The 23,682-nt window shown below is 48.1% G+C and carries 14 protein-coding genes; 8 read left to right on the forward strand and 6 right to left on the reverse strand.

Annotated features, from left to right (window positions below):
• The first annotated feature begins 133 nt into the window (after positions 1 to 133).
• The 5 genes from ACYVFD_RS12455 (at position 134) to porU2 (ending at position 11,348) form a co-directional block, all read left to right on the forward strand.
• The gene (locus tag ACYVFD_RS12455; protein WP_461090422.1) at positions 134 to 1,204 is read left to right on the forward strand and encodes an NHL repeat-containing protein; all 1,071 of its coding nucleotides are present in this window, start codon (positions 134 to 136) and stop codon (positions 1,202 to 1,204) included.
• A gap of 12 nt (positions 1,205 to 1,216) precedes the next feature.
• A complete protein-coding gene (locus ACYVFD_RS12460; protein ID WP_461090423.1) occupies positions 1,217 to 2,725 on the forward strand; it encodes a leucine-rich repeat domain-containing protein in 1,509 nt (502 codons plus the stop codon).
• Between the two features lie 336 nt (positions 2,726 to 3,061).
• Positions 3,062 to 6,544, forward strand: a complete 3,483-nt coding sequence (locus ACYVFD_RS12465) for a DUF1553 domain-containing protein (protein WP_461090425.1) — start codon at positions 3,062 to 3,064, stop codon at positions 6,542 to 6,544.
• 67 nt (positions 6,545 to 6,611) lie between these two features.
• On the forward strand, positions 6,612 to 8,060 hold the full coding sequence (locus ACYVFD_RS12470; RefSeq protein ID WP_461090426.1) for a DUF1501 domain-containing protein: 1,449 nt from the start codon (positions 6,612 to 6,614) through the stop codon (positions 8,058 to 8,060).
• Between the two features lie 48 nt (positions 8,061 to 8,108).
• Complete coding sequence (gene porU2 / locus ACYVFD_RS12475; RefSeq protein WP_461090427.1) at positions 8,109 to 11,348, forward strand: putative type IX secretion system sortase PorU2; 3,240 nt, start codon at positions 8,109 to 8,111, stop codon at positions 11,346 to 11,348.
• A 5-nt stretch (positions 11,349 to 11,353) separates the two neighbouring features.
• On the opposite strand, the gene ACYVFD_RS12480 is transcribed toward porU2, so the two are convergent.
• From ACYVFD_RS12480 to ACYVFD_RS12490, 3 genes are all read right to left on the reverse strand, one after another.
• On the reverse strand, positions 11,354 to 12,058 hold the full coding sequence (locus ACYVFD_RS12480) for a hypothetical protein (RefSeq protein WP_461090428.1): 705 nt from the start codon (positions 12,056 to 12,058) through the stop codon (positions 11,354 to 11,356).
• Between the two features lie 416 nt (positions 12,059 to 12,474).
• Positions 12,475 to 13,566, reverse strand: a complete 1,092-nt coding sequence (locus ACYVFD_RS12485; RefSeq protein WP_461090429.1) for a T9SS type A sorting domain-containing protein — start codon at positions 13,564 to 13,566, stop codon at positions 12,475 to 12,477.
• 268 nt (positions 13,567 to 13,834) lie between these two features.
• Positions 13,835 to 17,389 carry a DUF5689 domain-containing protein gene (locus ACYVFD_RS12490; protein WP_461090430.1) on the reverse strand — a complete coding sequence of 1,185 codons (3,555 nt, stop codon included), beginning with the start codon at positions 17,387 to 17,389 and terminating at the stop codon, positions 13,835 to 13,837.
• Between the two features lie 448 nt (positions 17,390 to 17,837).
• Between ACYVFD_RS12490 and ACYVFD_RS12495 the strand changes: the two genes are divergently transcribed.
• The 3 genes from ACYVFD_RS12495 to ACYVFD_RS12505 are packed head-to-tail and all read left to right on the forward strand — an operon-like array spanning position 17,838 to position 19,675.
• Entirely contained in the window at positions 17,838 to 18,098 is a 261-nt protein-coding gene (locus ACYVFD_RS12495; protein WP_461090431.1) for a PqqD family protein, read from the forward strand.
• Positions 18,073 to 18,498, forward strand: a complete 426-nt coding sequence (locus ACYVFD_RS12500) for a lasso peptide biosynthesis B2 protein (RefSeq protein WP_461090432.1) — start codon at positions 18,073 to 18,075, stop codon at positions 18,496 to 18,498. The genes ACYVFD_RS12495 and ACYVFD_RS12500 overlap by 26 nt, the downstream gene beginning before the upstream one ends.
• A 55-nt stretch (positions 18,499 to 18,553) precedes the next feature.
• Positions 18,554 to 19,675, forward strand: coding sequence for a mechanosensitive ion channel family protein (locus ACYVFD_RS12505; RefSeq protein WP_461090433.1), 1,122 nt, complete (start codon positions 18,554 to 18,556; stop codon positions 19,673 to 19,675).
• A 6-nt stretch (positions 19,676 to 19,681) separates the two neighbouring features.
• On the opposite strand, the gene ACYVFD_RS12510 is transcribed toward ACYVFD_RS12505, so the two are convergent.
• From ACYVFD_RS12510 to ACYVFD_RS12520, 3 genes are all read right to left on the reverse strand, one after another.
• Complete coding sequence (locus ACYVFD_RS12510; RefSeq protein WP_461090434.1) at positions 19,682 to 20,611, reverse strand: carbon-nitrogen hydrolase family protein; 930 nt, start codon at positions 20,609 to 20,611, stop codon at positions 19,682 to 19,684.
• Between the two features lie 94 nt (positions 20,612 to 20,705).
• Positions 20,706 to 22,898 (reverse strand): S9 family peptidase, encoded by a 2,193-nt coding sequence (locus ACYVFD_RS12515; protein ID WP_461090435.1) that lies wholly within the window; start codon positions 22,896 to 22,898, stop codon positions 20,706 to 20,708.
• A 109-nt stretch (positions 22,899 to 23,007) separates the two neighbouring features.
• The gene (locus ACYVFD_RS12520) at positions 23,008 to 23,595 is read right to left on the reverse strand and encodes a YcxB family protein (RefSeq protein ID WP_461090436.1); all 588 of its coding nucleotides are present in this window, start codon (positions 23,593 to 23,595) and stop codon (positions 23,008 to 23,010) included.
• Between the last annotated feature and the right edge of the window lie 87 nt (positions 23,596 to 23,682).

The following is a 23,682-nucleotide window of genomic DNA, read 5'->3' on the forward strand; positions in this document are numbered from 1 at the left end:
TAACAAATCAAAAGATAATACAGTAAAAGCTGCCGACCGGAACAACCATCGAATCGGCAGCTTTTGCGATTCTGTAGGGTTGCAGTAAAGTTTATCCCTTCGTTCCTTTTTAGGGAAACGATAGCGTACGCTTATGGCTCCTTTACTTTCCCGTCGATCGTTTGCCCGACAGGCAGCGCTGGCAACCGCAACTAGTCTTGTAGCTCCTACCATTCTTTCCGCCAATCCCTACGGCCGAAAGGCTGATACGATGGTATTAGGTCATAACGGCTTTAAGTATCGGGTAGTGCCGAACTGGGGAGTGCTGGACGCGGCCAAAAACCCCGTCAACGACTGTCATGAGATGGTTCAGGATGCCAAAGGCCGGATTATTCTCCTGACCAATGAAACCAAAAACAACGTACTGATTTACGATAAATCGGGTAAGCTGCTCGACACCTGGGGACATGACTATCCCGGCGGACATGGCCTGACCCTGGGTGGTGAAGGTTCTGACCAATACCTGCTTATTGCCGATACTGAACGGCACCAGGTTATCAAAACCGACCTTACCGGCCGGGAGTTACTAAAAATCGACTACCCCAAAGAGACCGGCAAATACGACTACCCGACCCAGTTCAAACCAACCGAAACCGCTATCAATCCCGCAAACGGCGACATATATATTGTTGATGGGTACGGTTTGAACCATGTGATGCAATACGATAAAAACGGCAAGCTGATCCGTTTCTGGGGTGGAAAAGGCGAAACCAACGAAACCTTCGATTGCTGCCACGGCATCGCGGTTGACCGTCGGAATGCAGCCAATCCTACGCTTCTTATCACTGATCGACGACACAATGCCCTGAAGCGCTTTTCACTGGATGGAAAATACCTATCGACCATCGCCCTGCCCGGTTCATACATTTGCCGCCCGGTTATTCATGGCAATAGTCTTTTTGGCGCCGTATTCCGTAGTACGTCCGATGCCTACCCAGATTCAGGTTATATCACTATCTTAGACAAGAATGACCGGGTTGTGTCCACACCGGGTGGTACAGAACCCGTTTATCAGGATGGCAAGTTAGGGGAACAACGCAAAGATCGAACGAACTCGCCTTTTTTACATCCGCATGATGTGCTGGTCGATGAAGACGAAAATATTTACGTAGCTCAATGGGCATCTAAAAAAACGTATCCTATTAAATTGGAGCGGGTTGCCTGACCTTATTCCTCTATGAATCTATTTATTCTGGTGCAAGCCACTGCTTCACAGCCATCTGATTGGGTATTGTTTTGGGGGCATTTTCACCCTCTCATCGTTCACCTGCCCATTGGTTTTTTGCTAATCGCCGGTCTGCTCGAACTGGATCGTCTCACCCGTCGAAACTCCGTCAGTCAGCATACCATAACGCTTATTTTATTTTGGTCGGCGGTGAGTGCCACGCTGGCCTGCCTGTTTGGTTACATGCTTTCGCTGGGAGGAGGTTATGAAGCCGAAACGCTGGATTCGCATATGTGGGAAGGCATAGGGGTAGCCGTATTTTCCTGGCTGGCCTGGGCCGTAAAATCTGAAAATCTGGGCCGTATCGTACCCGTCGCTCAACTGGCTTACTTACCCACTTTGGGAGTTGCGTTACTGCTCTTGCTGGTTGCCGGACATAATGGTGGAAATTTGACCCACGGCTCCGATTACCTCACTCAATATGCTCCGGGACCAATCCGAACGCTGGCAGGATTGCCTCCCAAACAGCCAACGTTTAAAGCCGAACCGATCAAGGATGTCAACCAGGCGATGGTTTATCAGCAGATCGTCAACCCAATTCTGCAAACCCGTTGTGTACAATGCCATAACGCCGACAAATCGAAGGCAAAACTCCGGCTTGATAACCCGGATATGATCAAAAAAGGTTACGAAGATGGTCCCGTTTTTGTAGCCGGTAAAAGTACGAACAGTGAACTCATCAAGGTTTGCTTACTGCCGGTTGAAGACGATCACCACATGCCCCCCAAAGGCAAAAATCAGTTGACCGAAGGCCAGATTGCCCTACTGACCTGGTGGATCGATCAGGGCGCTCCATTCAACAAAAAGGTTTCGGATTTAGCCGTCAACGATGCCATTCGTCCGGTGCTGGCGTCGTTGAGCGGTGGTGGCCCTATTGAAGCAGGAGGTTCTTCTGTAGCAACCGGGCCAGCCCCCGAGTCACCGGTGCTGACGATGAAAATGGAGCCCGCTGACCCGAAAACCGTTGACGATCTGAAGAAAGCAGGCTTACTGGTACTGCCACTCTCAAAAGAGCAAAATCAACTGGAGGTCAGCGCGGTTAATGCGCGTACCTTCAACGATGCTCAGGCTGCTTTACTTCCTAAAGTCGGGAAACAACTTGTCTGGTTAAAACTGGGCGACACCCAAATTTCGGATGCGGCACTAGCTCAGGTAGCCAAACTTGAAAACCTGCAAAAGCTCCATCTGGAACAGACCAACATCACCGATGCGGGTCTGAAAAACCTCAAAAACCTACCCAACCTCGAATACCTGAACCTATATGGCACGGGTATCACGGACGCCGGTCTGGCGGAACTATCCAGCCTGAAAAACCTCAAAACCGTCTACCTCTGGCAGACTAAAGTAACCGATCAGGGCGTAGCAAACTTAAAAAAGGCCATGCCTAAACTGGACGTAATTGGCGGTCTTAGTGAACAGGCCATTGCCGAGTTGGCGAAATCGGACGAATCGAAGAAATAGGTATTATTTGAACAGGATTAATACACAGTAATTTAAGTCCTTGATTGTTTTCTGTCATTCCGACCGGGACGCGTAGTCGAAGGACCGGCCTTCCCCGCGGTCTGTGTCCGCACAGACCGCCTGCGCGCCAGCCTGGTTTGCCTGCCGGATGAACGTTCTGTGAGGACACAGAACGTGGAAGGCGCTCTCTTTCAAAATGTTGTAAAATTTAAGTTACATTGTAACTAACCGGATAAAATAGGATTTCCACGAATCACTAATCCTGTCGAAAAACTTCATATTTTGCATTTTTCTTTGTTATTTTTGTAATAACATCTCAACGCTTTGCCCGTTTGTATGCTCGTCTGGTCTGACATGCGATTCCGATCCGTTCTGTTTAGCGCAACGATTGGCCTGTTTGGCGCTTCCATCTGGTTAACGGCTTGCCGAACATCTATCGACAAACCGGCTGAGCTGGTTGCGGCAGAGGCCACCCTACCCGAAAAGATCGATTACAACCTGCACGTTAAGCCTATTCTGTCGGATCGTTGCTTTGCGTGTCATGGTCCCGACAAAGCCAAACAACAAGCGGGTTTGCGCCTGGATACACCCGAAGGTGCTTATGAGGCATTAGAAAAAACGGGACATACGGCGATTGTGCCTGGCAACTTAGCCAAAAGCGAACTGGCCCACCGCATCCTCAGCACCGACCCCGAGGAGATGATGCCAACGCCCAAGTCGAACCTGAGCCTGACGACTGAAGAAAAGGCTTTACTACTGCGCTGGATTGAACAGGGGGCCGAGTACAAAGAACACTGGTCGCTGATTGCGCCAACCATGCCGGAAATTCCGCAGGTAAAAGACCAGCAATGGGTTAAAAACGACATCGACCGATTTATCCTGGCCAAACAGGAAGCTAAAAAACTGAGCCATTCCCCCGAAGCCGATAAGACAACCCTGCTTCGGCGCGTGAGTCTCGACCTGATTGGCCTGCCCCCTACCCCCGCCGAAATCGATGCCTTTCTGGCCGACAAGTCACCCAACGCGTATGAGAAAGTCGTCAATCGGCTGCTCAATAATCCTCACTATGGTGAACGACAGGCTGTTGAGTGGCTCGATGTAGCCCACTACGCCGACACGCATGGGTATCAGGACGATGGCCTTCGGACGATGTGGCCATATCGGGACTGGGTCATTCGGGCCTACAACCGCAATCTTTCCTTCGACCGATTCATTACCTGGCAACTGGCGGGTGATCTGTTGCCCAATCCAAACCGCGACCAGCTCATTGCTACGGCCTTCAACCGTAATCACCAGCAGAGTCAGGAAGGGGGGATTGTGGATGAAGAGTATCGAGTCGAATACGTGGCTGATCGAACCAATACCTTTGGCAAAGCCATGTTGGGCTTAACGGTGGAATGTGCTCGCTGTCACGATCATAAATACGACCCAATCAGTCAGAAAGATTACTACTCTCTGTTCGCCTTTTTCAACAGCAACAACGACCGGGGGCAAATCCCGTATAATGGCGAAGCCGCTCCAACCGTCACCCTGACCAAACCTGAAACCGACGCGAAACTCAAATTCATTCGTGAACACCTGACACCACTTGAGCAACAGTTAAATCCGAATCGACCCGATTATCAGAAACGGTTCGGTCAATGGCTCGGTCAGGCAGCAAAACGACCAATCTCTTCCATCGACTCGGGCCTGATTGCGCATTACACATTCGACGAAGCCGATCGAACCGACATTAGCGCCTTCGTAAAGGCCGATCGAGAGAAGCGGAAGCTGGAAGACGAGAAGCGTAAAAAAGAAGAGGAAGCACGAGCCAAATCCAAAAAGCCGGTCGAAAAACAGCCCGAAAAGAAAGAGCCACCCAAGCGCAAAACCAAGGAAGAACTCTGGAAAGACCCGCGAAACGCATTTGAGAATTCCGTCAACGATACCATTCCCGCTCGCCTGAGTGGCGACCCTGATAAGGTTCCTTATGCTGTACCAGGCCGCTTTGGCAAAGCCCGTTTCCTGCCCGGCGACAGCTTTATCGAATTACCATCGAAGTTTGGCGCTTTTGAACAAAATGAGCCTTTTTCGATCAGTAGCTGGTTCAATCTAGCCAAACCGAATATGGCATTGACATTCCTTGGACGGACGACCGGCCCCATGGATGGTCAGCGCGGGTACCAGCTAGATCTTTTGGCCGACGGCCGGTTGAAGTTAACCCTCAGCCATGTTTGGCCTTCCAACGCTATTGATGTTGAAACGATTGACAAGGTACCCGTCCGTAAGTGGTTTCAGGTGGCCTTTACCTACGATGGCATGGGGCAAGCCAAAGGTATCAACATCTACCTGAATGGAAAGCCCATGCAGACGAAAGTAATAGCCGACCACCTGATTCACAGCACGGTGTGGGGTAAAGATCGTACACACTGGGCACAACATTCGTTTTACGTAGGTCGGATGCATGACAATTTCTATAAAGATTTTGCCGTTGATGAACTCCGTATTTACAACCGTTGCCTGACTCCGCTGGAAATGCCCCGGCTGGCTGGACAGGCCGATGCCTTGGCTAATGCACTGCGCACCCCCAATCGAACGCCCGAACAGCGATCTGGTGTGTATAGCTATTATGTAACAACCCAGGACCCTGTTTACCGTAGCACATTTGCCCAGGCCATGAAGCTGCGTGGTGAGCAAATCATGCTGTACACCAACTCCGATCAGGTCATGGTGATGGAGGAGCGCAAGAATCCCCGCGAAACGCATTTGCTGAAACGTGGTGCTTACGATGCTCCCGGCGAAATCGTGACACCGGCCGTCTTGCATAGCCTGAGTCCATTGGATGAAGATATGCCCCAAAACCGATTGGGTCTAGCTCAGTGGTTGTTGTCGGAAAAAAATCCCCTGTTTAGCCGGGTGGTTGTGAATCGGGTTTGGCAACAATACTTCGGGCAGGGGCTCGCCAAAACCAGCGACGATTTTGGTAACCAGGGTGCGCTACCGAGTCATCCTGAGCTACTGGACTATCTGGCCGTACGATTTAGAGAATCAGGCGGTCCCGCTCCGGCGTACCGGTCGCACGGCTGGAATTTGAAAGCGTTACACAAAGAGATAGTCATGTCGGCCACCTATCGGCAATCCTCGACAGTATCTGAAAAAGTCCGCGAAACCGATCCCGACAATGTGTATCTGACGCGTGGAGCCAGCTACCGCATGTCGGCGGAACAGGTACGGGATAATGCCCTAGCCGTAAGTGGGTTGCTGACCCAACGAATTGGAGGCCCAAGCGTACATCCCTATCAACCGGCAGGTATATGGGAAGCCCTGGCCACCCGAAATGCGGTCAAATACGTTCAAAATCACAAGGACAGCCTGTATCGACGGTCGATGTACACCATCTGGAAGCGCTCATCGCCCCCACCCATGATGTTAAATTTTGATGCGGCCGAACGACATACATGCATTGTCAAACGCCAGAAGACCAACACACCTTTGCAAGCCCTCGTCACCCTCAACGATCCGCAATTTGTCGAAGCCGCCAGGGTATTGGCGCAGCGAGTAGGGCAACAAGGCGAAAGCAAAAAGGATGAAAAAAGCGTGATCAATGATCTGTTCAAGGCCGTTATCAGCCGGTCAGCACGGGCCGAGGAAATAGCGCTTATGCAGCAACTTTACGCAGAAGAACTAGCCGACTTTAAGAAAAACCCTAAACGAGCTGCTGAGTTATTATCGGTAGGCGAGTATCCAGTCGATGGCCATCTGAACCCGGCCGAATTAGCTACCTGGACTGTCGTAACCAGTACCGTAATGAATTTCGACGAAGCGATTATAAAACGCTAAGGGCAAAGGGCATGGGGCAAAGGGAAGCCCCCAAGCCCCATGCCCTCTGCCCCATGCTCTACAACCTATGGACATTCAGTATCAACTTCATGACCAACTGAGCCGCCGGACATTTTTGGGCCAAACCAGTGCAGGTTTGGGTACCATTGCGCTGGCTTCGCTGCTCAATCCAACAAATTTATTTGGCGGGTCGCCGGGCGAAAATCCAGCCGTTGGGAAGCCGCATTTCCCGCCAAAGGTCAAGCGAATCATCTACCTGTTTCAAAGTGGAGCCCCTTCGCAATTGGAGTTGTACGATTATAAGCCGAAACTTGAGGCTATGTGGGGCCAGGATTTACCCGAATCGGTTCGGAAAGGGCAGCGCCTGACCGGCATGACCGCCGGACAAAGTCGTTTCCCATTGGCCGCTTCCAAGTATAAATTTGCCCAGTACGGTCCGGGGCAGATGTGGATTAGTGAATTACTACCCAACATTTCCCGATTGGCCGGTGATCTTACCTTCGTTCGGTCGCTTCATACCGAAGCCATCAACCACGATCCGGCCGTCACCTTTTTTCAAACGGGCAGCCAGCAGGCCGGGCGCCCCAGTTTTGGGTCGTGGGTGAGTTATGGACTTGGTTCCGATAACCAGAACTTACCCGCCTTTGTGGTGCTTCTGTCGAAGGGCCGTGATGGCGACCAACCGCTATACGCTAAGCTCTGGAGCAATGGATTTCTGCCATCGGTGCATCAGGGGGTTGTGTTCCGATCAGGACCCGATCCGGTCTATTACCTCAACAACCCACCCGGCATCGACAAAACCAGCCGTCGGCGTATGCTCGATTACCTGGGCAAGCTGCATCAGGAACAGTTCAAACATGTCCTGGACCCGGAAATCAACAACCGGATGGCGCAGTATGAAATGGCATACCGGATGCAAACGTCGGTGCCCGAAACGCTCGACATCTCGAAAGAGCCCGACTACATTTTCGATATGTATGGCCCAGAAAGCCGGAAACCCGGTACGTTTGCGGCCAATTGCCTGCTGGCCCGCAAGCTCATCGAAAAAGATGTGAAGTTTGTCCAGCTATATCATCAGGGCTGGGACCAACACGGTAACCTTCCGAACGACATTAAGATTCAGACCAAAAGCGTTGACCAACCATCATCTGCATTAGTTATGGACCTGAAACAGCGGGGCTTACTGGACGATACGCTCGTGATTTGGGGTGGAGAATTCGGGCGGGGTGCTTATTCGCAGGGGAAACTCACCCGCGACAATTACGGACGCGACCATCACCCAAGAGCATTTACGATCTGGATGGCTGGAGCCGGTGTAAAAAAAGGGCTTGTCTACGGCGAAACGGATGATTTCGGTTATAACGTCATCAAAGAGCCGGTTCACGTACACGATTTCCAGGCAACAGTCTTGCATTTACTTGGCATTGACCATGAAAAATTGACCTTCAAAAGCCAGGGCCGCCGGTATCGCCTAACCGATGTTCATGGTACGGTTATCAAACCCCTGTTGGCATAATCAATCGGTATAAGTACCTTAGCTATCCTAACTTTGTACTTATAAAAATTGAAAGTAATTTTTGCTGCTTTTCTTCTGCTTGCCTATTCAGGTCAGGCCCAATTCCGCTATGGAAACGAGTGGATTGTTTCAACACAATCGTACGCAAAAATCAGCATTCGGGAAGATGGTGTTTATCGAGTCAACTATGCCGAATTAATGAGCGCTGGTTTCTCAATTGGTAGCATCAGCCCTAAAAACTTTCAGCTTTTCCACCGAGGTCGCGAACTGGCTATTGAAGTCGTTGGTGAAGAAGATGGTCGATTTGATCCGACCGATTATATCCAGTTCTACGCCGAAAAGAACAAAGGTGAACTCGACAGTCTGGTCTATTATCGTACCCAACGCGCCAATCCATACCAAAGCTTATTTTCGGACGAGACCTTCTATTTTCTAACGGTGGGGGTGAAGCCGGGTCTTCGACTTCCTTCATTTGTTGCTAAACAAACTGAGCAGACGCCTGAACCCTATCATTTCGAACAGCAGGTTACGGCCTTTACCAATCAATACTCGTTCAACAATTCAATTGGTCTGGTTCCTCCGGTTCAGCAAAGCTATTTTGAAGAAGGGGAAGGCTGGACAAGCAATTACATTGGCCCAGATTCAGCAGCCAGGTTCACGATAACGTTCCAGAATCGGGTCGTTGACACTAAGCTGCCACCCACGTTTGAGTTCCAGATAAATGGCCGTTCGAACAATAACCATCAGATTTGGTATGCACTACAGGATGGCAATCCGATAGATACACTCACAATCGGCCCATTCAGTCCTAAAAACATTCGGCTAAGTCTAACCGAAAATGCGATAAAGAACGAATCTGTTCTGTTAAAAACACAGTCGATTAAACTAAGTACGTATGACTGGTATTCGATGACGTATCTGAAGGTCGTCTACCCGCAGCGTTTTGTGATGAATGGCCTGCGAAGCAAGTACTTTTATTTACGACCAACTACTGTTAATCAGTCAGTTGTACAAATTCCCGATCTAAGCGCCGATTATATGGCTTATGCTCTTACAGATCGGTATGCCACCGCCCGAATTACAATACAGGCTAATCAACTCGTTGCCCCGAATACATCGAACGGGCAAACGGTGTTCATTAGCAATGAGATCAAAAAATCATCTGCTATTTCGACGGTCAGCTTTTCAATACCAGATCCCAAAACAAGTAATTACCTAATCGTTACGCACCATTCGCTGCTGGAGTCGGCAACTCAATATGCCGCCTATCGGGCATCCGATGCAGGCGGTGGCTATAAGCCGTTGGTTATCGAAACGAAGGCAATCTATGAGCAGTTTAATTATGGCGAGCGCAGCCCGATAGCAATACGCCGTTTTGCCGATTTTATGTTGTCAGGCGGAGCTGATAAGCATCTGTTTTTGTTGGGTCGGGGCATTAGTTTTCCTGATGTATTAAAAACCTCGGAAGTCGACGATCTGGTCCCCACGTTCGGCTATCCAGGCTCTGATGCCCTGCTCACAATGGGCCTGAAGGGTTTCCCGGAGTTTGTACAGGCGATTCCAACCGGGCGGATTAACGTGACCACCAATCAGCAAGCTGTCAATTATCTGGCGAAGGTCAAAGAATTTGAACAAACTCCTCCTGCCGATTGGCAAAAGAGAATGATCCACTTAAATGGTGGACACGACCAGGGTGAAATTCTTTACCTGAAAAGCCTGATGGAGCAGCTTCGTCCAATTGCCGAAAAGCCTTACATGGGCGCACAAGTGACGTCGCTATCGAAAAAAACCTTTGAAGAAGTTGAAGCGGTCGATATTTCAAAACAGATTAATGAAGGCGTTGGGATGGTTAGCTATACTGGACACGGCTCATCCAATACGCTCGATTTTAATATTGGCTACTGTTCGGCTCCCGGCAGTAATATTAACAACAAGGGCAAGTATCCACTCATGTTTTTTAATGGGTGTAGTATTAACAACCTATTTTACAAGTATGATCCCCTCAGCACCGACTGGCTGATCACGCCCGACAAGGGTGCTATTGCCGTACTGGCCGGTTCGTTTTGGAGCTATCCAACCAGCACGCAAACCTACGCCACTACCCTATATCAGAAACTTTTCGCCGACAGCACTAGCCTATCTCTTACGCTAGGCAAACTACAACAGCAAGTCAACCAGAACCTCAGTCAATACAGTGGCGACCTAACGCTGCGCACTGACTTACAGCAAATTATCTTACAAGGCGACCCAGCGTTACGTATCTTCCCGTTATCGAAACCTGACTATGTTGCCCAAAGTTTGTTTATCCAGGCCCGACGATCAGGAACCTCTATTGCCAATAACGATTCGCTAACTGTCAATCTGATTCTATCGAACGTAGGTAAGTTTTATGCCCACCAAACGGTTTCGTTTCAATTAAAGAAACTATATGCCAACAATAGCGTAATCAATCAGCGATTTTTGGTCAATATCAAGGCTGTTCGGGATACGATTTCCATTCCAATTAAAAAGGAGCTTTCCCTGCGGCAATTAGAAATTACAGTAGATAGCAATGACCAAATCGACGAGTTAGTGGAGACTAATAACCAGCTTAATCTGGAACTCACAGATTGGCCGAGTATTGAGCAGACCAGCCTTTATCCAGCCAACGCTCTTCCCGATCAGCTAAATCCGATTCTGTCGGTAACCGTTGATAATCGTACACTCAAACATGGTGATTATGTCTCAGCGAATCCGACCATACGGGTCAACTTGACGGACGAAAATCAATTACCAATCGATAAGCTGGGCAATATTCAAGCCTATTTTAGGCAATGTAATACGTGTTCGTTCACGCTTTTAAAGCCTCAGTCTGGTTCAGTCGTATCAATAACCTCGCTCCTGGCGACTTATCAATTAACAAATCTGGCTGCCGGTACATATGAATTACTAGTAACGGGTCGTGATGTAGCAGGCAATTCGGCTGGAAACCCCTACACGATTAGCTTCAAAGTAGCCACCGAAACAGCGCCAACTACCTGGAAAATCTATCCAAATCCAGGCAGCGATATTGTGCAGATTAGCTTTACATTGGTTGGGCAGTCGGCACCAAAGGCAGCACAGTTACAAATTTTCAATAGCCTAGGCGTTTCTGTCGATACGTATATGCCAACGCCATTCGTGGGTGAAAACACTCTTTATCTGGAAAATTTCCGACAACTTCCGGCTGGTCTCTATCAGGCTACTCTCAAAATCAGTTGGGACGGCGGCCGTGAGGAACTATTGCAGGGGAAAATCATCAAACGGTAGCCGCTTTAGTCAACCCCTGTCTCGATTAATGTCTGTTTTCGGCGGTACCCATAGGCGATTTGGCCTTTGCCAATGCAATCAGGCGTACTTTGGCAATAAGCAAGTGCTGTGTTTTCTTTGGCAATCAGGCCAGTCTGGTAGGCATATACATCTACCTGTCGATTGAGCGAAATAGCCGTCGAATCATTCTGTTTATTGACGACCTGAATTGTATTGGCGAAATTTTTACCATTAGCGATATAGGCATTCCCAATTTGTTCGTAGCGGCAACTACTAGCGGGTAATGAGTTGTACTCGTTCTGATTCCAGGCAGTGCTGACAACAATTGGGAATAAAAGCCTGATAACTGCGATTGAATTTTCGGTACGCATCAGTCGATTGGGCCACTGCTGCACCGTCCAAACCGAATCTGTCTTCCAGCTATCAGTCGATCGACTCCGTTTGTATCGAATCAGTTTATACGTTTTATCCGTTTGCGCTGATAACCCTGGTTCACCAATCGCTTCTTTTAGAAAATAAGTACTGAAAACAGGGGCAGCACTTAGGGAGTAATGTTCTTCCCGTATTTCATATATCCAGTAACGTCCTACGTCAACGGGTGCATACTGGCTATCGTCTTTGGGGATAGTACCTTCCGGCTGGCAGGATTGTAGAAACAATAACCCCCAAAGTATAGTCGACCCTGAATACTTTCTAAATAATCCAATCATATCGCTAGCTAGATCCCCTAGCCACCTATAAAACGTAGTAATAATCTTTGATCGAACTAAGTATCCTATAAAAAAAGAGAAGTTCGCATTGACGTGATGCAGGAACTCCTCTTTGTACGATACATACCAATAAGTTTGGGAGATTCTATCTACCTGTTAACCCAAATTATGAAGGATCTTTTGTAAATCAGATTCCAAACCTTCCGTTCAAATTGAAAGGGTGAGGACGCAATTAAGCGCTAAAGTCGTTAGTGGATGTCATTGCATCAAAATTACTCCCTCCCTTCAAGGTAATTTTCGAAACCTTTCCGTGTTTCATAAGCTTCGGTTTTTTATACGACTTTTTTACAGATTGTACTAAGTTAGATGGGGCACTTTTCATGTATGTAAATGGAAATTTTAAGTTGCAAGATATCCTACTCGACAATCACTTTTAGGGATTGTCTTTTTATTCCATTGCTATCCTGAAGCCGTAAAAAATAGACGCCAGGAGCCAAATAGCCAGTAGAATTTACTGATACGGAGGTAGGACGCTCGCTCTTACGAATGGTCACCGGAACAGCATTTCCCAAAGGGTCAAACAGGCCAACAGCAGATAAATCCTGGTTAGTAGATAACACGGTGAAACTTCCTTGATTCGGATTAGGATATACTGATGCATCTATGGCTTCGTCCCCTATGTCGGCTCGCACGGCAATGATTTTCGATAACTCTGAGCCACCGCCACTATCTCGCTGGCGAAGTTGGTAGTAATATACTTCCCCTGCCTGCACTTCATGATCCGTAAATGAATAGTCCGATACCTCCTGCGTAGTTGTGTGCCCTTCGATAAAGCCAATTTTCTCAAGACTGGTAGGTATTTGCCCCTTTAAAATATCGAACCCTTCATTTTTCTCCTCCCACGACGTAGCCCAGTTGAGTAATACAGCGTTATCCGATGATTGACCCGTAAATGAAACGAGTTTGACAGGGAGTGGAGCGGAGCCAATAACCGTGAGGGTGTTATCTAATCTGAAGGTTCCTCCAGCTGCGCTAGCTCCCCATGCATAAATTCTGAAACGAACGGCTTGCGGAGTTTTTAATGAAAAAACAGGGCTTAACGATGTCGAAGTGGTTGTTGAGAGCGTACCCGTTGTTATTGTTGTTTCACTGCCCGCTATTGAATAACTAAGGAGATAATTTACAGGTCCAGTCGCAGAGCGACGAGCCGAAAGAGCGATACCCGTTATATCTAGTTGATATCCACTATTTGGCGTCAAAGTAAATTCATAATAATCATTGACATCCTGAGATACACTATTCCAGCCAGTTGCGTTGATACTGCCTGCACCTGCAGTAGCTGTTATACCAGTTCCTCTTACTACATCAGAAGCAGTAATATTAGCATCCTTCGAAGCTACAGGTTGAGAAGTCTGGTTTCCCGCTGCTGCACTAAAATTATACGTTGCAACTTGTGCAATCCCTACCAATGGAAGCAAACAAAAGAGAAGCGGTACAATTATCTTCATAAACTAATAAATAGTTTTTGTTTAAATTTTAGTAAATACTAATTATCAAATAGTAATATTAATAATTTTAATGGAGAAATACATAGTTGATCATAAATCGTTAGAAGAATTTTCGCTTCGAAAAACCCACAGGAGATGTTTACCTTGTTGACTTGTATTGACTGACAAACGACAATAAAAATGGGAGACCCCGTATAAAACAACGAGTGTCTCCCATTTATAAATCAATGAGCTATAATCAGCAGCTCAGTGTCTCGAATCAATAGGCCTATAATCCTGAAATGATACGGGCATATACGTTATTCCCAGCATTGATATCATACCCTGATCCACCATCGTCCGTCACGTTAACCGTAATGTTGGAGGTACTTCCTGAGTTAGCCGTCGTGCGGGTCAGGCTGAAGCCCACATTACGTTGTGTGTTGGCATCCATGAACTGACCCGCTTTCATTTTTAACGTAATCTGCTGCCCATCCAGGTTACTGGTCACATCCCAGTTTTGGTTATCAACTGATACATTACTATCTCCACCCGATACATCGATAGATGTCTGTGCACCATTGAACGTAAGTGAGTAGCCTGTCGGTGCGCTGATTGTAATCGTTACCTGCCCCATTGAGGTAGAATGGTAGCCGACTTCAAACAAATTCACCACAAAACTTCTCACGTTATCAGGAGCGGAAGCTGTAAAATTCGATTGGGGTAATACAAGGGTTGGTGATATATCAGGACCGTTTGTTGCCGTTACACTCACTAATGCCGTCTGTGTGCAGCTACCTTGACTGGCTAACAACGTAAAGGTTTGTACACCAACACTCGTGAGGGTAGCCGAAACAGGCGATCCGGTTGTAGCGTCGAGCGTTGCACCAGCAGGCGCACTCCACTGATACGTACTTGCCCCGCTGGCAGTCAGGCTAACCGTTCCACCAATCGCTGTGGTAGCCGATGAAGCGCCAGCCACAACCGAAATTGGGCTATCGATCGCTACGTTTCCGCTTATGGCCGTAGCACTGGCGCTAGCCGAAGAGAATACGGTCAGGGTAAAGGAACCTGCCACCGTAGGAACCACGCTGGCGAAGGTAGATGACGTCGATACACCGGATGTTGTGGTGCTGTTGGTCCCATTGGTCACCGTGTAGCTGTAGGTATCGCCACTGCTGAGACCATTGACAGTCACAATCAGATTAACAGGCTGCCCCGAACAGACCGCCGACGTGCTGGCTACTAACGTTGCCGAAAGAGGACTGGCAAACTGAAAGCGGGCCATTACCGGGAAGTGATCCGAGGTAGTTGTGCCGCCAACGATGGGCCGCACCGCCGTAACTGAGTTCGGGATGTAGGCAATGCCGCTGGCCGGGAACGATCCGTTTGTACTGATTTCGTTCGAAACAACCAGGTGGTCGATAATATCCGGGTAAGATGCCGTACTCGAAATATTACAGGTGCTGAGTTGCTTCGTAATGGTTGTATAGTCGGCCGAGGTTACGAAGTTGTTGAACGATGAAACAGCCGTACTACTCGTGGCCGCATCCACATAAATCGACTGGTCAGCATCGTCGTTAAAATCACCCATGATCATGACATTACTGGTTGGATAAGTATTGTCAAGATAGGTTTTTAACGACGTGTAGTCCGTTATACGGCGGTTATACGACGATACATCCGAACCTGACTTAGCATGTACCCCAACCAGTTTGAAATTCTTTGTGACACCATTGATCGTCACATCGCAGTTCATAAGTAATGGAAACCGGTTAGAAGCCCACGCACTCGTTCCTGCTCCTTCTGTGAGGATTTGTGAAGCCGAGACATTAGATACGACGGCCGTATTATATACAAAGCAAACCTTTTGACCATATGTCGTGGCATCGCCTGACACTTCAGGATCATCGAACCAGTGCGAATAGTAAATAGGCGGATTCCGGGTTGGATCGGCGCCACAGGTATAGGTGTACGATTTTCCTGTGTTCGCATTTAAGGTGGCAACAATAGCATCCAATTTGGTCAGATCCGTAACCTCTTCCAGGCAGTAAATATCCTGGTTCATATTTTGCAATTGCTGCCGTACGTTATCCTGCTGCTGGGCTTCGTTGGTAGGGCCAAATCCTGTATTACCCAGCCACTCTACGTTCCACCAGGTAATATCCAGCGTGTTGTCCGTCGAAATGCCGGCACCACCTGTACCTACTCCAGGACACGAAGCGGTATTTGGTGTAGAACCTGGCACATCGGCTGTTGAACGAGGCAATAGCTGACAAACGCCATTAAACAAACTCACTACGCCCGTAATATCAACGGTGCCACTAGGGCGAGTGGCTGCCACCAGATCCGTTCCGTTCTGAATCCGCATCACTACGGTTCCACTACCTGTTGTCAGGGTGTAATTCGTATTACCGGTGAATGTAGCGCCAGCCGGTGAAAAAGACGTAATACCTGTAAGGGTTACGAGTTCGCCTTTATGATCACAGAGGGTAGATGCCGTCACTGCAACAGGCGTAACAGGAGCATTGGTAGCCGATGTTTTGACAAAACAGCCGGTGAAATCTTTCAGCTCTTTATCTGTCTGATAGGTAGCCAGCACACCGGTTACCTGTATTTCATCACCAATACTTAGTTCAGGAAGTTCTATAGTCGTTCCTGTTCCGGTATAGAGCATGATGCCACCCGTAGCATCCTGAATATAAATGTTGGTGCCTAGGATTGAGGTAACACGGCCCGTTGCTGTAAACGTTATACCATCGGTCGCTCCCCGAATCGCACTGATTTGTGTAGAAGTTCCGCATGGACCGGTATCGCCAGCCGGAAAAACGGTTCCACTGACTGCAACCGTTTTTGACGTCGCTACACCACTACTGCTCACTGTTATGCTGCCAGAGTAAGCTCCTGTAGAAGCCCCTGTCGCCAAACGCGTGTAAATCGTCTGATTTAAGGAACCATCGCCCGCAGGATTTACCGAAATAGGGCTAGTTGAAAAGGCGGAATTATCAGTCGACACTTCGAAGTTGGCAGGAGGTGCAATCGATACCGAATTTGTGAGGTTTTTTCCTGAAGCGACAAACGATTTCGAAGCTGAAGGACCTGTTCCGGTATAGTACATGCCCGAAAGCGATTTAGGCAGAACACCTAACCGAGGATCGCTGTTGAGTGAGGAGTAAGTCAGCGTAAAATCGTCAAGCCCTGTAGTGGGTCGGTTGCCGCTTCCTGTGCTAGCCGTTAAGGCAACGACCCGTATCCAGACAAAATCGGCGATGTTATCGAGTGCCAGATCAAATTCGTAATTAACCGGGTTATTAGAGAACGTCGCCCCTCCAATATCCTGCGTAGCTACAGTCGTAAACGATGTTGGGGCATTGCCAATGGCATACTGTATACTCCAGGTAGTCGTTCTAGTCGACGTAACATCCAGCGACTGAAGTTTCAGCGAAAGCTTAAAATCCTGTAAACCCGTTGTATTGGTCAGCTTAACGGCAAATGCAGCACCTGGATCGCCAAAAGCTCCCGTCTGACGGACGGCCAATGCACGGTCCGTTGAAACACCTTGTGCTCCGGTACTGCTACTTTGGGTTAACCCATCTGCTGAAGCCACATTCCGAAAATTGCCTGTTACTGTAGCCCACGATGTTGTTGACGATAAAGCAGGCGTTACCGAAGCCCCCAATGTCGAACTGGTTGCTCCTGTATAGGCATACCAACCCGTGGGTAGCCCAGAAGCGATTCCGTCAAATGTCTGGGTATAGGTGGTACCAGACAACGTAACGTCCTGAGCCCAGAGCCCATGCGTTACTAGCAGAAAAGTTAAAACGAAGAGTAGACGTCTTTGCATGATGAAATGAGGTATTAAATAGGCCAATAGATTAAAAATTTACGTGCTTAAGAAACCGTTTAACCCTCTAAAATAAATCTACATTCTTCACAATGACGTCCCAGTTAATATTATTTATTTATGTTCCTTATTTAATATAAATAAAACTAAATAAATTCATAAAACACCCTTAAAAATGGTAGCTAAGTGAGCGAATAAGTAACTCGTTAATCCATTTGATATAAAATTTTAAACCGAACTATCTTTGTTAGTGATACTGTCGGCAACCTAGGTCAAACAACACCATAACCAACCAAAACAAAAGTTAACTACTTATCTATCAATCATATACGACATAATCCTTTTTATTTATATATACTGAATAGCACCCGGTTCGCTGGCATTATCTGTCGGTAAGCCACCCTTGCGGATAAATTCCTTTATCTTTGATCAGTCATTAGTAAAGCGTATGTATCGATTAACTCAGAATCAAATCTCATCTGAACTGGCTGGCGAAACGATTATTCTCAATCATGCCGCTGGTATGTATTATGGCCTAAATGAAGTTGGTACCTTCGTCTGGGATCTTCTCAAACAGTCCCCCCTATCGTTTGACGACCTTAAAGAACGGGTTATGGCGAATTTTGACGTCGATGAACAAACGTGTATCAACGATTTGCATCAATTGCTGGACGAATTGATCCATGAAAAACTGGTGGAAGCGGTTTAAGAAATTCTGGCAGTTATCGCTGGCGGACCAGTTCCTACTGATTCGGGCGTTTTTTATTGTATTGATTATTCAACTGGGTCTTAAGCTCCTTTCCTTCCAAACATTCAGAGAGTTCTATAGTAAACTGACCAAAGCCGAGAAATCAACCGAAACACCCCGTCAACTGATTGACCGCGAAATTCAGGCTATTCGTAAAGTAAGTGGGCCACTGTCAGCCTTTTGCCTGCCGCAAGCGTTGGCCCTGACCTACTTCTTACGGAAAGATAAACACATTGATCTGGTCGTTGGCGTCCGCAAAAGCCATACATTTGAAGCCCATGCCTGGGTCGAGAAAAACGGAACCGTTCTGATTGGCGACTTGCCTGATCTGGATTTTCAGCCGCTCTGGACCTGGCATTAACCGGAACACTATTGGCCTGCAACCTGGTTACTAAGGCAGGCAACTCAACTACCGCATGCAACAGCAACTTGACATATGGATACGGGCCATTGTCCGTTGGTTTGGCTATACACCGAATCGGGATTTGTCGGGCTGGATTTTACTTATTATTGCCATTGTTCTGGGCCTGGCCGTCGATTTTGTCATCACACAGATCATCCGATTTGTTGTACGCCGACGTAGCTTCCGAACGCTATCGCTGCTTAAAATCTATGCGCGCTGGGCATTCTGGGTTTTCGTCCCCTCTCTGTTTTTTCTGCTGTCTACCAACATCCAATCCGAGCGATTTCTGCGTCGGCATCCGGTAGCCGACAAAACGGCTGAAATCCTCTTTCTGATTACCACAACCTGGTTCATTGTTCAGCTCCTAAAAGTTGGCGAAAAGCGGCTGATTTACGAATACGACACCAAGAACGATACCAATTTATCGCATCGTAAATTCGTTACGCAGGTACGTTTTTTTCGTCGGCTGATCGTCATTCTGGTCATTGTGCTGGGTGCTTCGCTCTTACTCATTTCGTTTCAGGGAAGTCGTAAAGTAGGGCTTAGTGTATTGACTTCGGCCGGGGTCGTATCGGTCGTACTCGGGTTTGCCGCGCAAAAGACATTAGCCAACCTGCTGGCGGGTATCCAGATAGCCCTGAATCAGCAAATTCGTCTGGACGACGCCGTGGTGGTTGAAAAAGAATGGGGGCGCATCGAAGAAATTAACCTGACCAGTGTGATCGTCCGCCTTTGGGATCGCCGACGGCTGATCCTGCCGATTACGTACTTTGTGGAAACGCCCTTTGAAAACTGGACTCGTTCGGATGCTTCCATCATCGGTTCCATTTTTCTGTATCTGGACTATAGCGTCCCTGTTGAAGCCATCCGAAAAAAGGCGCGTGAACTGGCTGAAAACGATCCGCTCTGGACTGGCGATAGCTTTGCCGTACAGGTTACCGACACTACACCCACCTGTATTCAGGTCCGGGTGCTGGTTTCAGCCCAGGATGCACCTTCGGCCTTTGATTTGCGTTGTCATATGCGTGAAAACCTGATTGCCTTCATTCGCGACGAGTACCCGCAAAGCCTGCCCCAAACGCGGCTGATGCTGGCCGAAGAGTTGAAACCGCAGGAAAATATTCCTGGCCAATAAACCGGCTTATATTTTCTGAATAGGAGGTTGATTTGCAACTGTCAGTGTAAAGACATCGTTGCGGGAATAGTGACCCACGCAGTCGAAATCTAACTTGCTTTTAGCCAATACCGCAAAATCCAGATCAGCCGTTAGTAATCCTTCCTGATTCCAGAGCGGACCGGCAAGCACTTCACCCATCGGCGAGATAATCACACTGCCCCCACTACACATGATTGTTGGTTCGTCGGCAAGATCAGCCTGATACCGTTCGGGGTAGTCGGTCTTTTGTACGAACTGATTGCTGGCCAGTACAAAGCAGCGGCCTTCCAGCGCAATATGTTGCATGGTGGCCTGCCACGAATCGCGGGCGTCGGCCGTTGGGGCCAGGTATAACTCGATTCCCTGCTGATACAAAGCTGTGCGAGCCAGGGGCATGTAGTTTTCCCAACAGATCAGACCACCAAATTTCCCTACTTCACTATCGAAACTGACCAGTGTACTCCCATCACTTTCGCCCCAGATGTAGCGTTCCAGACCGGTAGGCTTTAGTTTTCGGTGTTTTCCTAACAAACGCCCGTCTTTCCCGAAATAAAGTAGTGTACAATACAACGTACCGCCAACTGGTTCTTTTTCGGTTATGCCCAGAGCAACAAACACATTCGCTTTTTTTATGGCCTCGCTAATCCGCTGGATTTGAACGGACTCTACTTCCAGGCTATTTTCCCAGTAATCCAGCCACACAGCACGTCCTTTGTCGGTTCGGCGACCAACGATCGCGTCAAACGTTAAGCCACGTGGATAGCAGGGAATGAAGGATTCAGGAAACAAGACGAACTGGCAACCAGCCTCAGCCGCCCTTCCAATCCAGTCGATCACCAGATCAACACTCTTTTCCAGATCGAACAGCGCAGGAGTCGCCTGCACCACACCAACTCGTATGTTTTTGAAGGGCATAAGCAAAAGGGGAAAAGGGAGAAGGAAAAAGGGAGAAAGGGAGTTTACAGATCAACTTTCTTTTCTCCTTTTTCCTTTTTGCTTTTTTCCTCTATTATAAATTCTTCTCGACAAAATCCGTCATCATCTGGTAGAGATGTAAACGAGTGTTGCCACCGTAAATACCGTGGTTGCGGTTCGGATAGTAAAACGATTGAAATTGCTTTCCGGCTGCAATCAGGGCATTTTCGAACGCCACCGAATTCTGAAAATGTACATTATCGTCGCCAGTACCATGCACGAGCAAATAAGGGGCGCGCAGTTTGCTGGCATGCGTTACCGGTGAGTTATCGTCGTAGCCTGATGCATTTTCCTGTGGACGTTTTAAGTATCGTTCTGTGTAGATGGTGTCGTAAAAACGCCAGTTGGTAACGGGCGCTACCGAGATTCCGGCTTTAAACACATCAGCCCCTAACGTCATACACAAAGCGGTCATGTAACCGCCATAACTCCATCCCCAAATCCCAACGCGACTCTGATCAACAGAAGGGAGGGTTTTAAGCTGACGGGCTACAGCAATCTGGTCTTCGGTTTCGAGCTTGCCCAACTGCGCGTAAGTGGCTGTTCGAAACGCTGTTCCGCGTGCTCCCGTACCCCGACCATCGACCGATACAACAACATAACCTTTCTGAGCCAGGGTCTGGTACCAGAAAAAGTCGCGGCTTTCCCAATCATTTTTTACGGTTTGCGAGCCCGGCCCACCATACACAAACATCAACACCGGATATTTCTTGGTGCTATCGAATGCTACCGGGCGAATCATCCAGCCATTGAGCGGAGTACCATCAGCCGCTTTGGTTTGAAAAAACTGTTTGGGGGCGATAGCATAGGTTGCCAATCGACTTTTCAATGCCTCATTGGCTTCCAGCACACGAAGGTCATTGGTCGATTTTGTATCGCGCAGGCTGACCCTTACGGGCGAATCGGCGGCTGTATGATAGAGCAGATAATAGGAAAAGTCGGGGCTGAAATTTGCCTTGTAGGTACCTGCCAGGGTTGTTAGTTGCTGCTTGCGCTGCCCATCAATCCCGATTTGGTACAACTGCCGTTCAAGTGGCGATTGCTCGGTACCTACATAATAGATTGTCCCTGTTTTTTCGTCAATCCCCGATACCGTTATAACTTCAAAGTTGCCGGTAGTAATCGGACGGATGAGTTTGCCACTCAGATTATACAGATACAAGTGCTTGTAGCCACTTCGTTCGCTAGTCCAGATAAACGACTTGCCATCGTTCAGGTAGGTCAGGTCGTCGGTGAACTCCAGATCGACATAGGTAGGACTGGTTTCGGTCAGTACAACCGTCGATTGGCCGGTGGTGGCATTCACGTGCAGCAAATCGAGCCGGTTCTGAAGCCGGTTCATCCGACGAATGGAGAGCAGATTGGCTAGTTTCGTCCATTGAATTCTCGGCAGATAAATATCATTGTCTGCCAAACCAGCTTCCGTCTGAGCCATTACCTTTTTGCCTGATACCACATCGGCGATCCAAACCGACACTTTCGAATTGGCTTCGCCAGCCTTCGGATACTTGAAGCGGTATTCGACCGGGTAAAGCCCTCCCCAAAGCTGCATGTCGTATTCGGGCACCCGGCTCTCATCGAACCGAATCCAGGCTACCCGCCGACTATCGGGCGACCATTCGAAAGCACGTGCCATGCTGAATTCTTCTTCATACACCCAATCGGCTCCTCCGTTGATAATGGCATTCCGCTTGCCATCGATGGTTAGTTTGGTTTCCTTGCCAGTGGCCAGCTCAACTGCAAACAGGTTATTGTCTCGTACGAAAGCCACCCGTTTGCCATCAGGCGAAAACGTTGCGTATTGCTGCTTTCCACCCTGGCTAAGCGGCTTCAACCCTTTGGTAGCCAGATCATAGACATAAAACGTTGCTTTACTGGATCGGCGGTAAATAGGTTCTTCGTCGGTGGTCAGCAATAGCTTCCGTTCATCGGCCGATAATTGATAATCGCTAATATTGATTGGCTTGCCAGCCACCGTCGCTTGTCGTCCGTCCAGTAACGTCTCAACGGCTGAGCCCGTCGTAATGGCAAATTTGACTACCTTATTGCCATCGAGGGTCGTATAAAAACCACCAGTTTTCATCCAGTTTACAGCGTCGACAGTCTGCTGGGTGAAAACACCGGCATTACGTCCCCAAATATCATCGAGGGTCACCGGTTTTTTCGGCTGGCTATTAGCGGCTATAGATAGAACAAAAAGATGAGCTAGAACGAGCAGCTTTCTCATGCGTTTCAGTTTATTGATAAAGGGAGAGCCACAGAAAACACAGCGAAACCTGTCTACAGCAGGGCGTTGTGTTCTTTGCGGCTCTATATGGGCACTATATTATAACGAGCTACTTAACAGTTTCGGCCGGAACGTTTCCGCCAGCCAATAATCCTTTACGCTTCAGAAGCGCTTCGGTAAACCGCAGGTCATTATCGCTGGTAAAGATGCTGAACGGCAGGTAGATAAACTGTGCTTTGGAGAGGCCTTTCGTTACGGTTTTGGCAATCCAGCTGGCTTTCACATTTGCCATAGCGTCGGCATTGTTCAGAAACAGGATATAAGCTTCTTTATCTTTTATAACGCTATCGATCTGGTTCCATTTTAGAATACCGCCCTCTTTCGCATTGATCCGCATCAGAATCTGGCGACTGTCGATCTCATACACGTACTTATCGAACAGGGCTTTGCTTTGCTCCATTTGGGAGATTCCCGTGATCTGCACGGCCCAGAAAAGCACGTACAAAACCGTTAGCAACACAATGACAATGTAGATCCAGTAGTTTGGATAAACGTTCGTCAGGTTCAGAACGACATTCAGCAGAATGAGCGCGAGGGGAACAAAAGCCCATTTCCAATTCTCTTTAACCCACTGACGAAGGGCAATATTTACGTACGTTTTTTGGTCTAACGCGTATTTTTTGGTCTTAACAATCATAGTACCTCTACATGAAAGTGCAAAGATACAGGTAAAAGTCGTCAGTCGTTAGTCAATCGTGTCAGTAGCCGATGAATTGATAGATGT

The organism is Spirosoma gilvum (assembly GCF_054776815.1).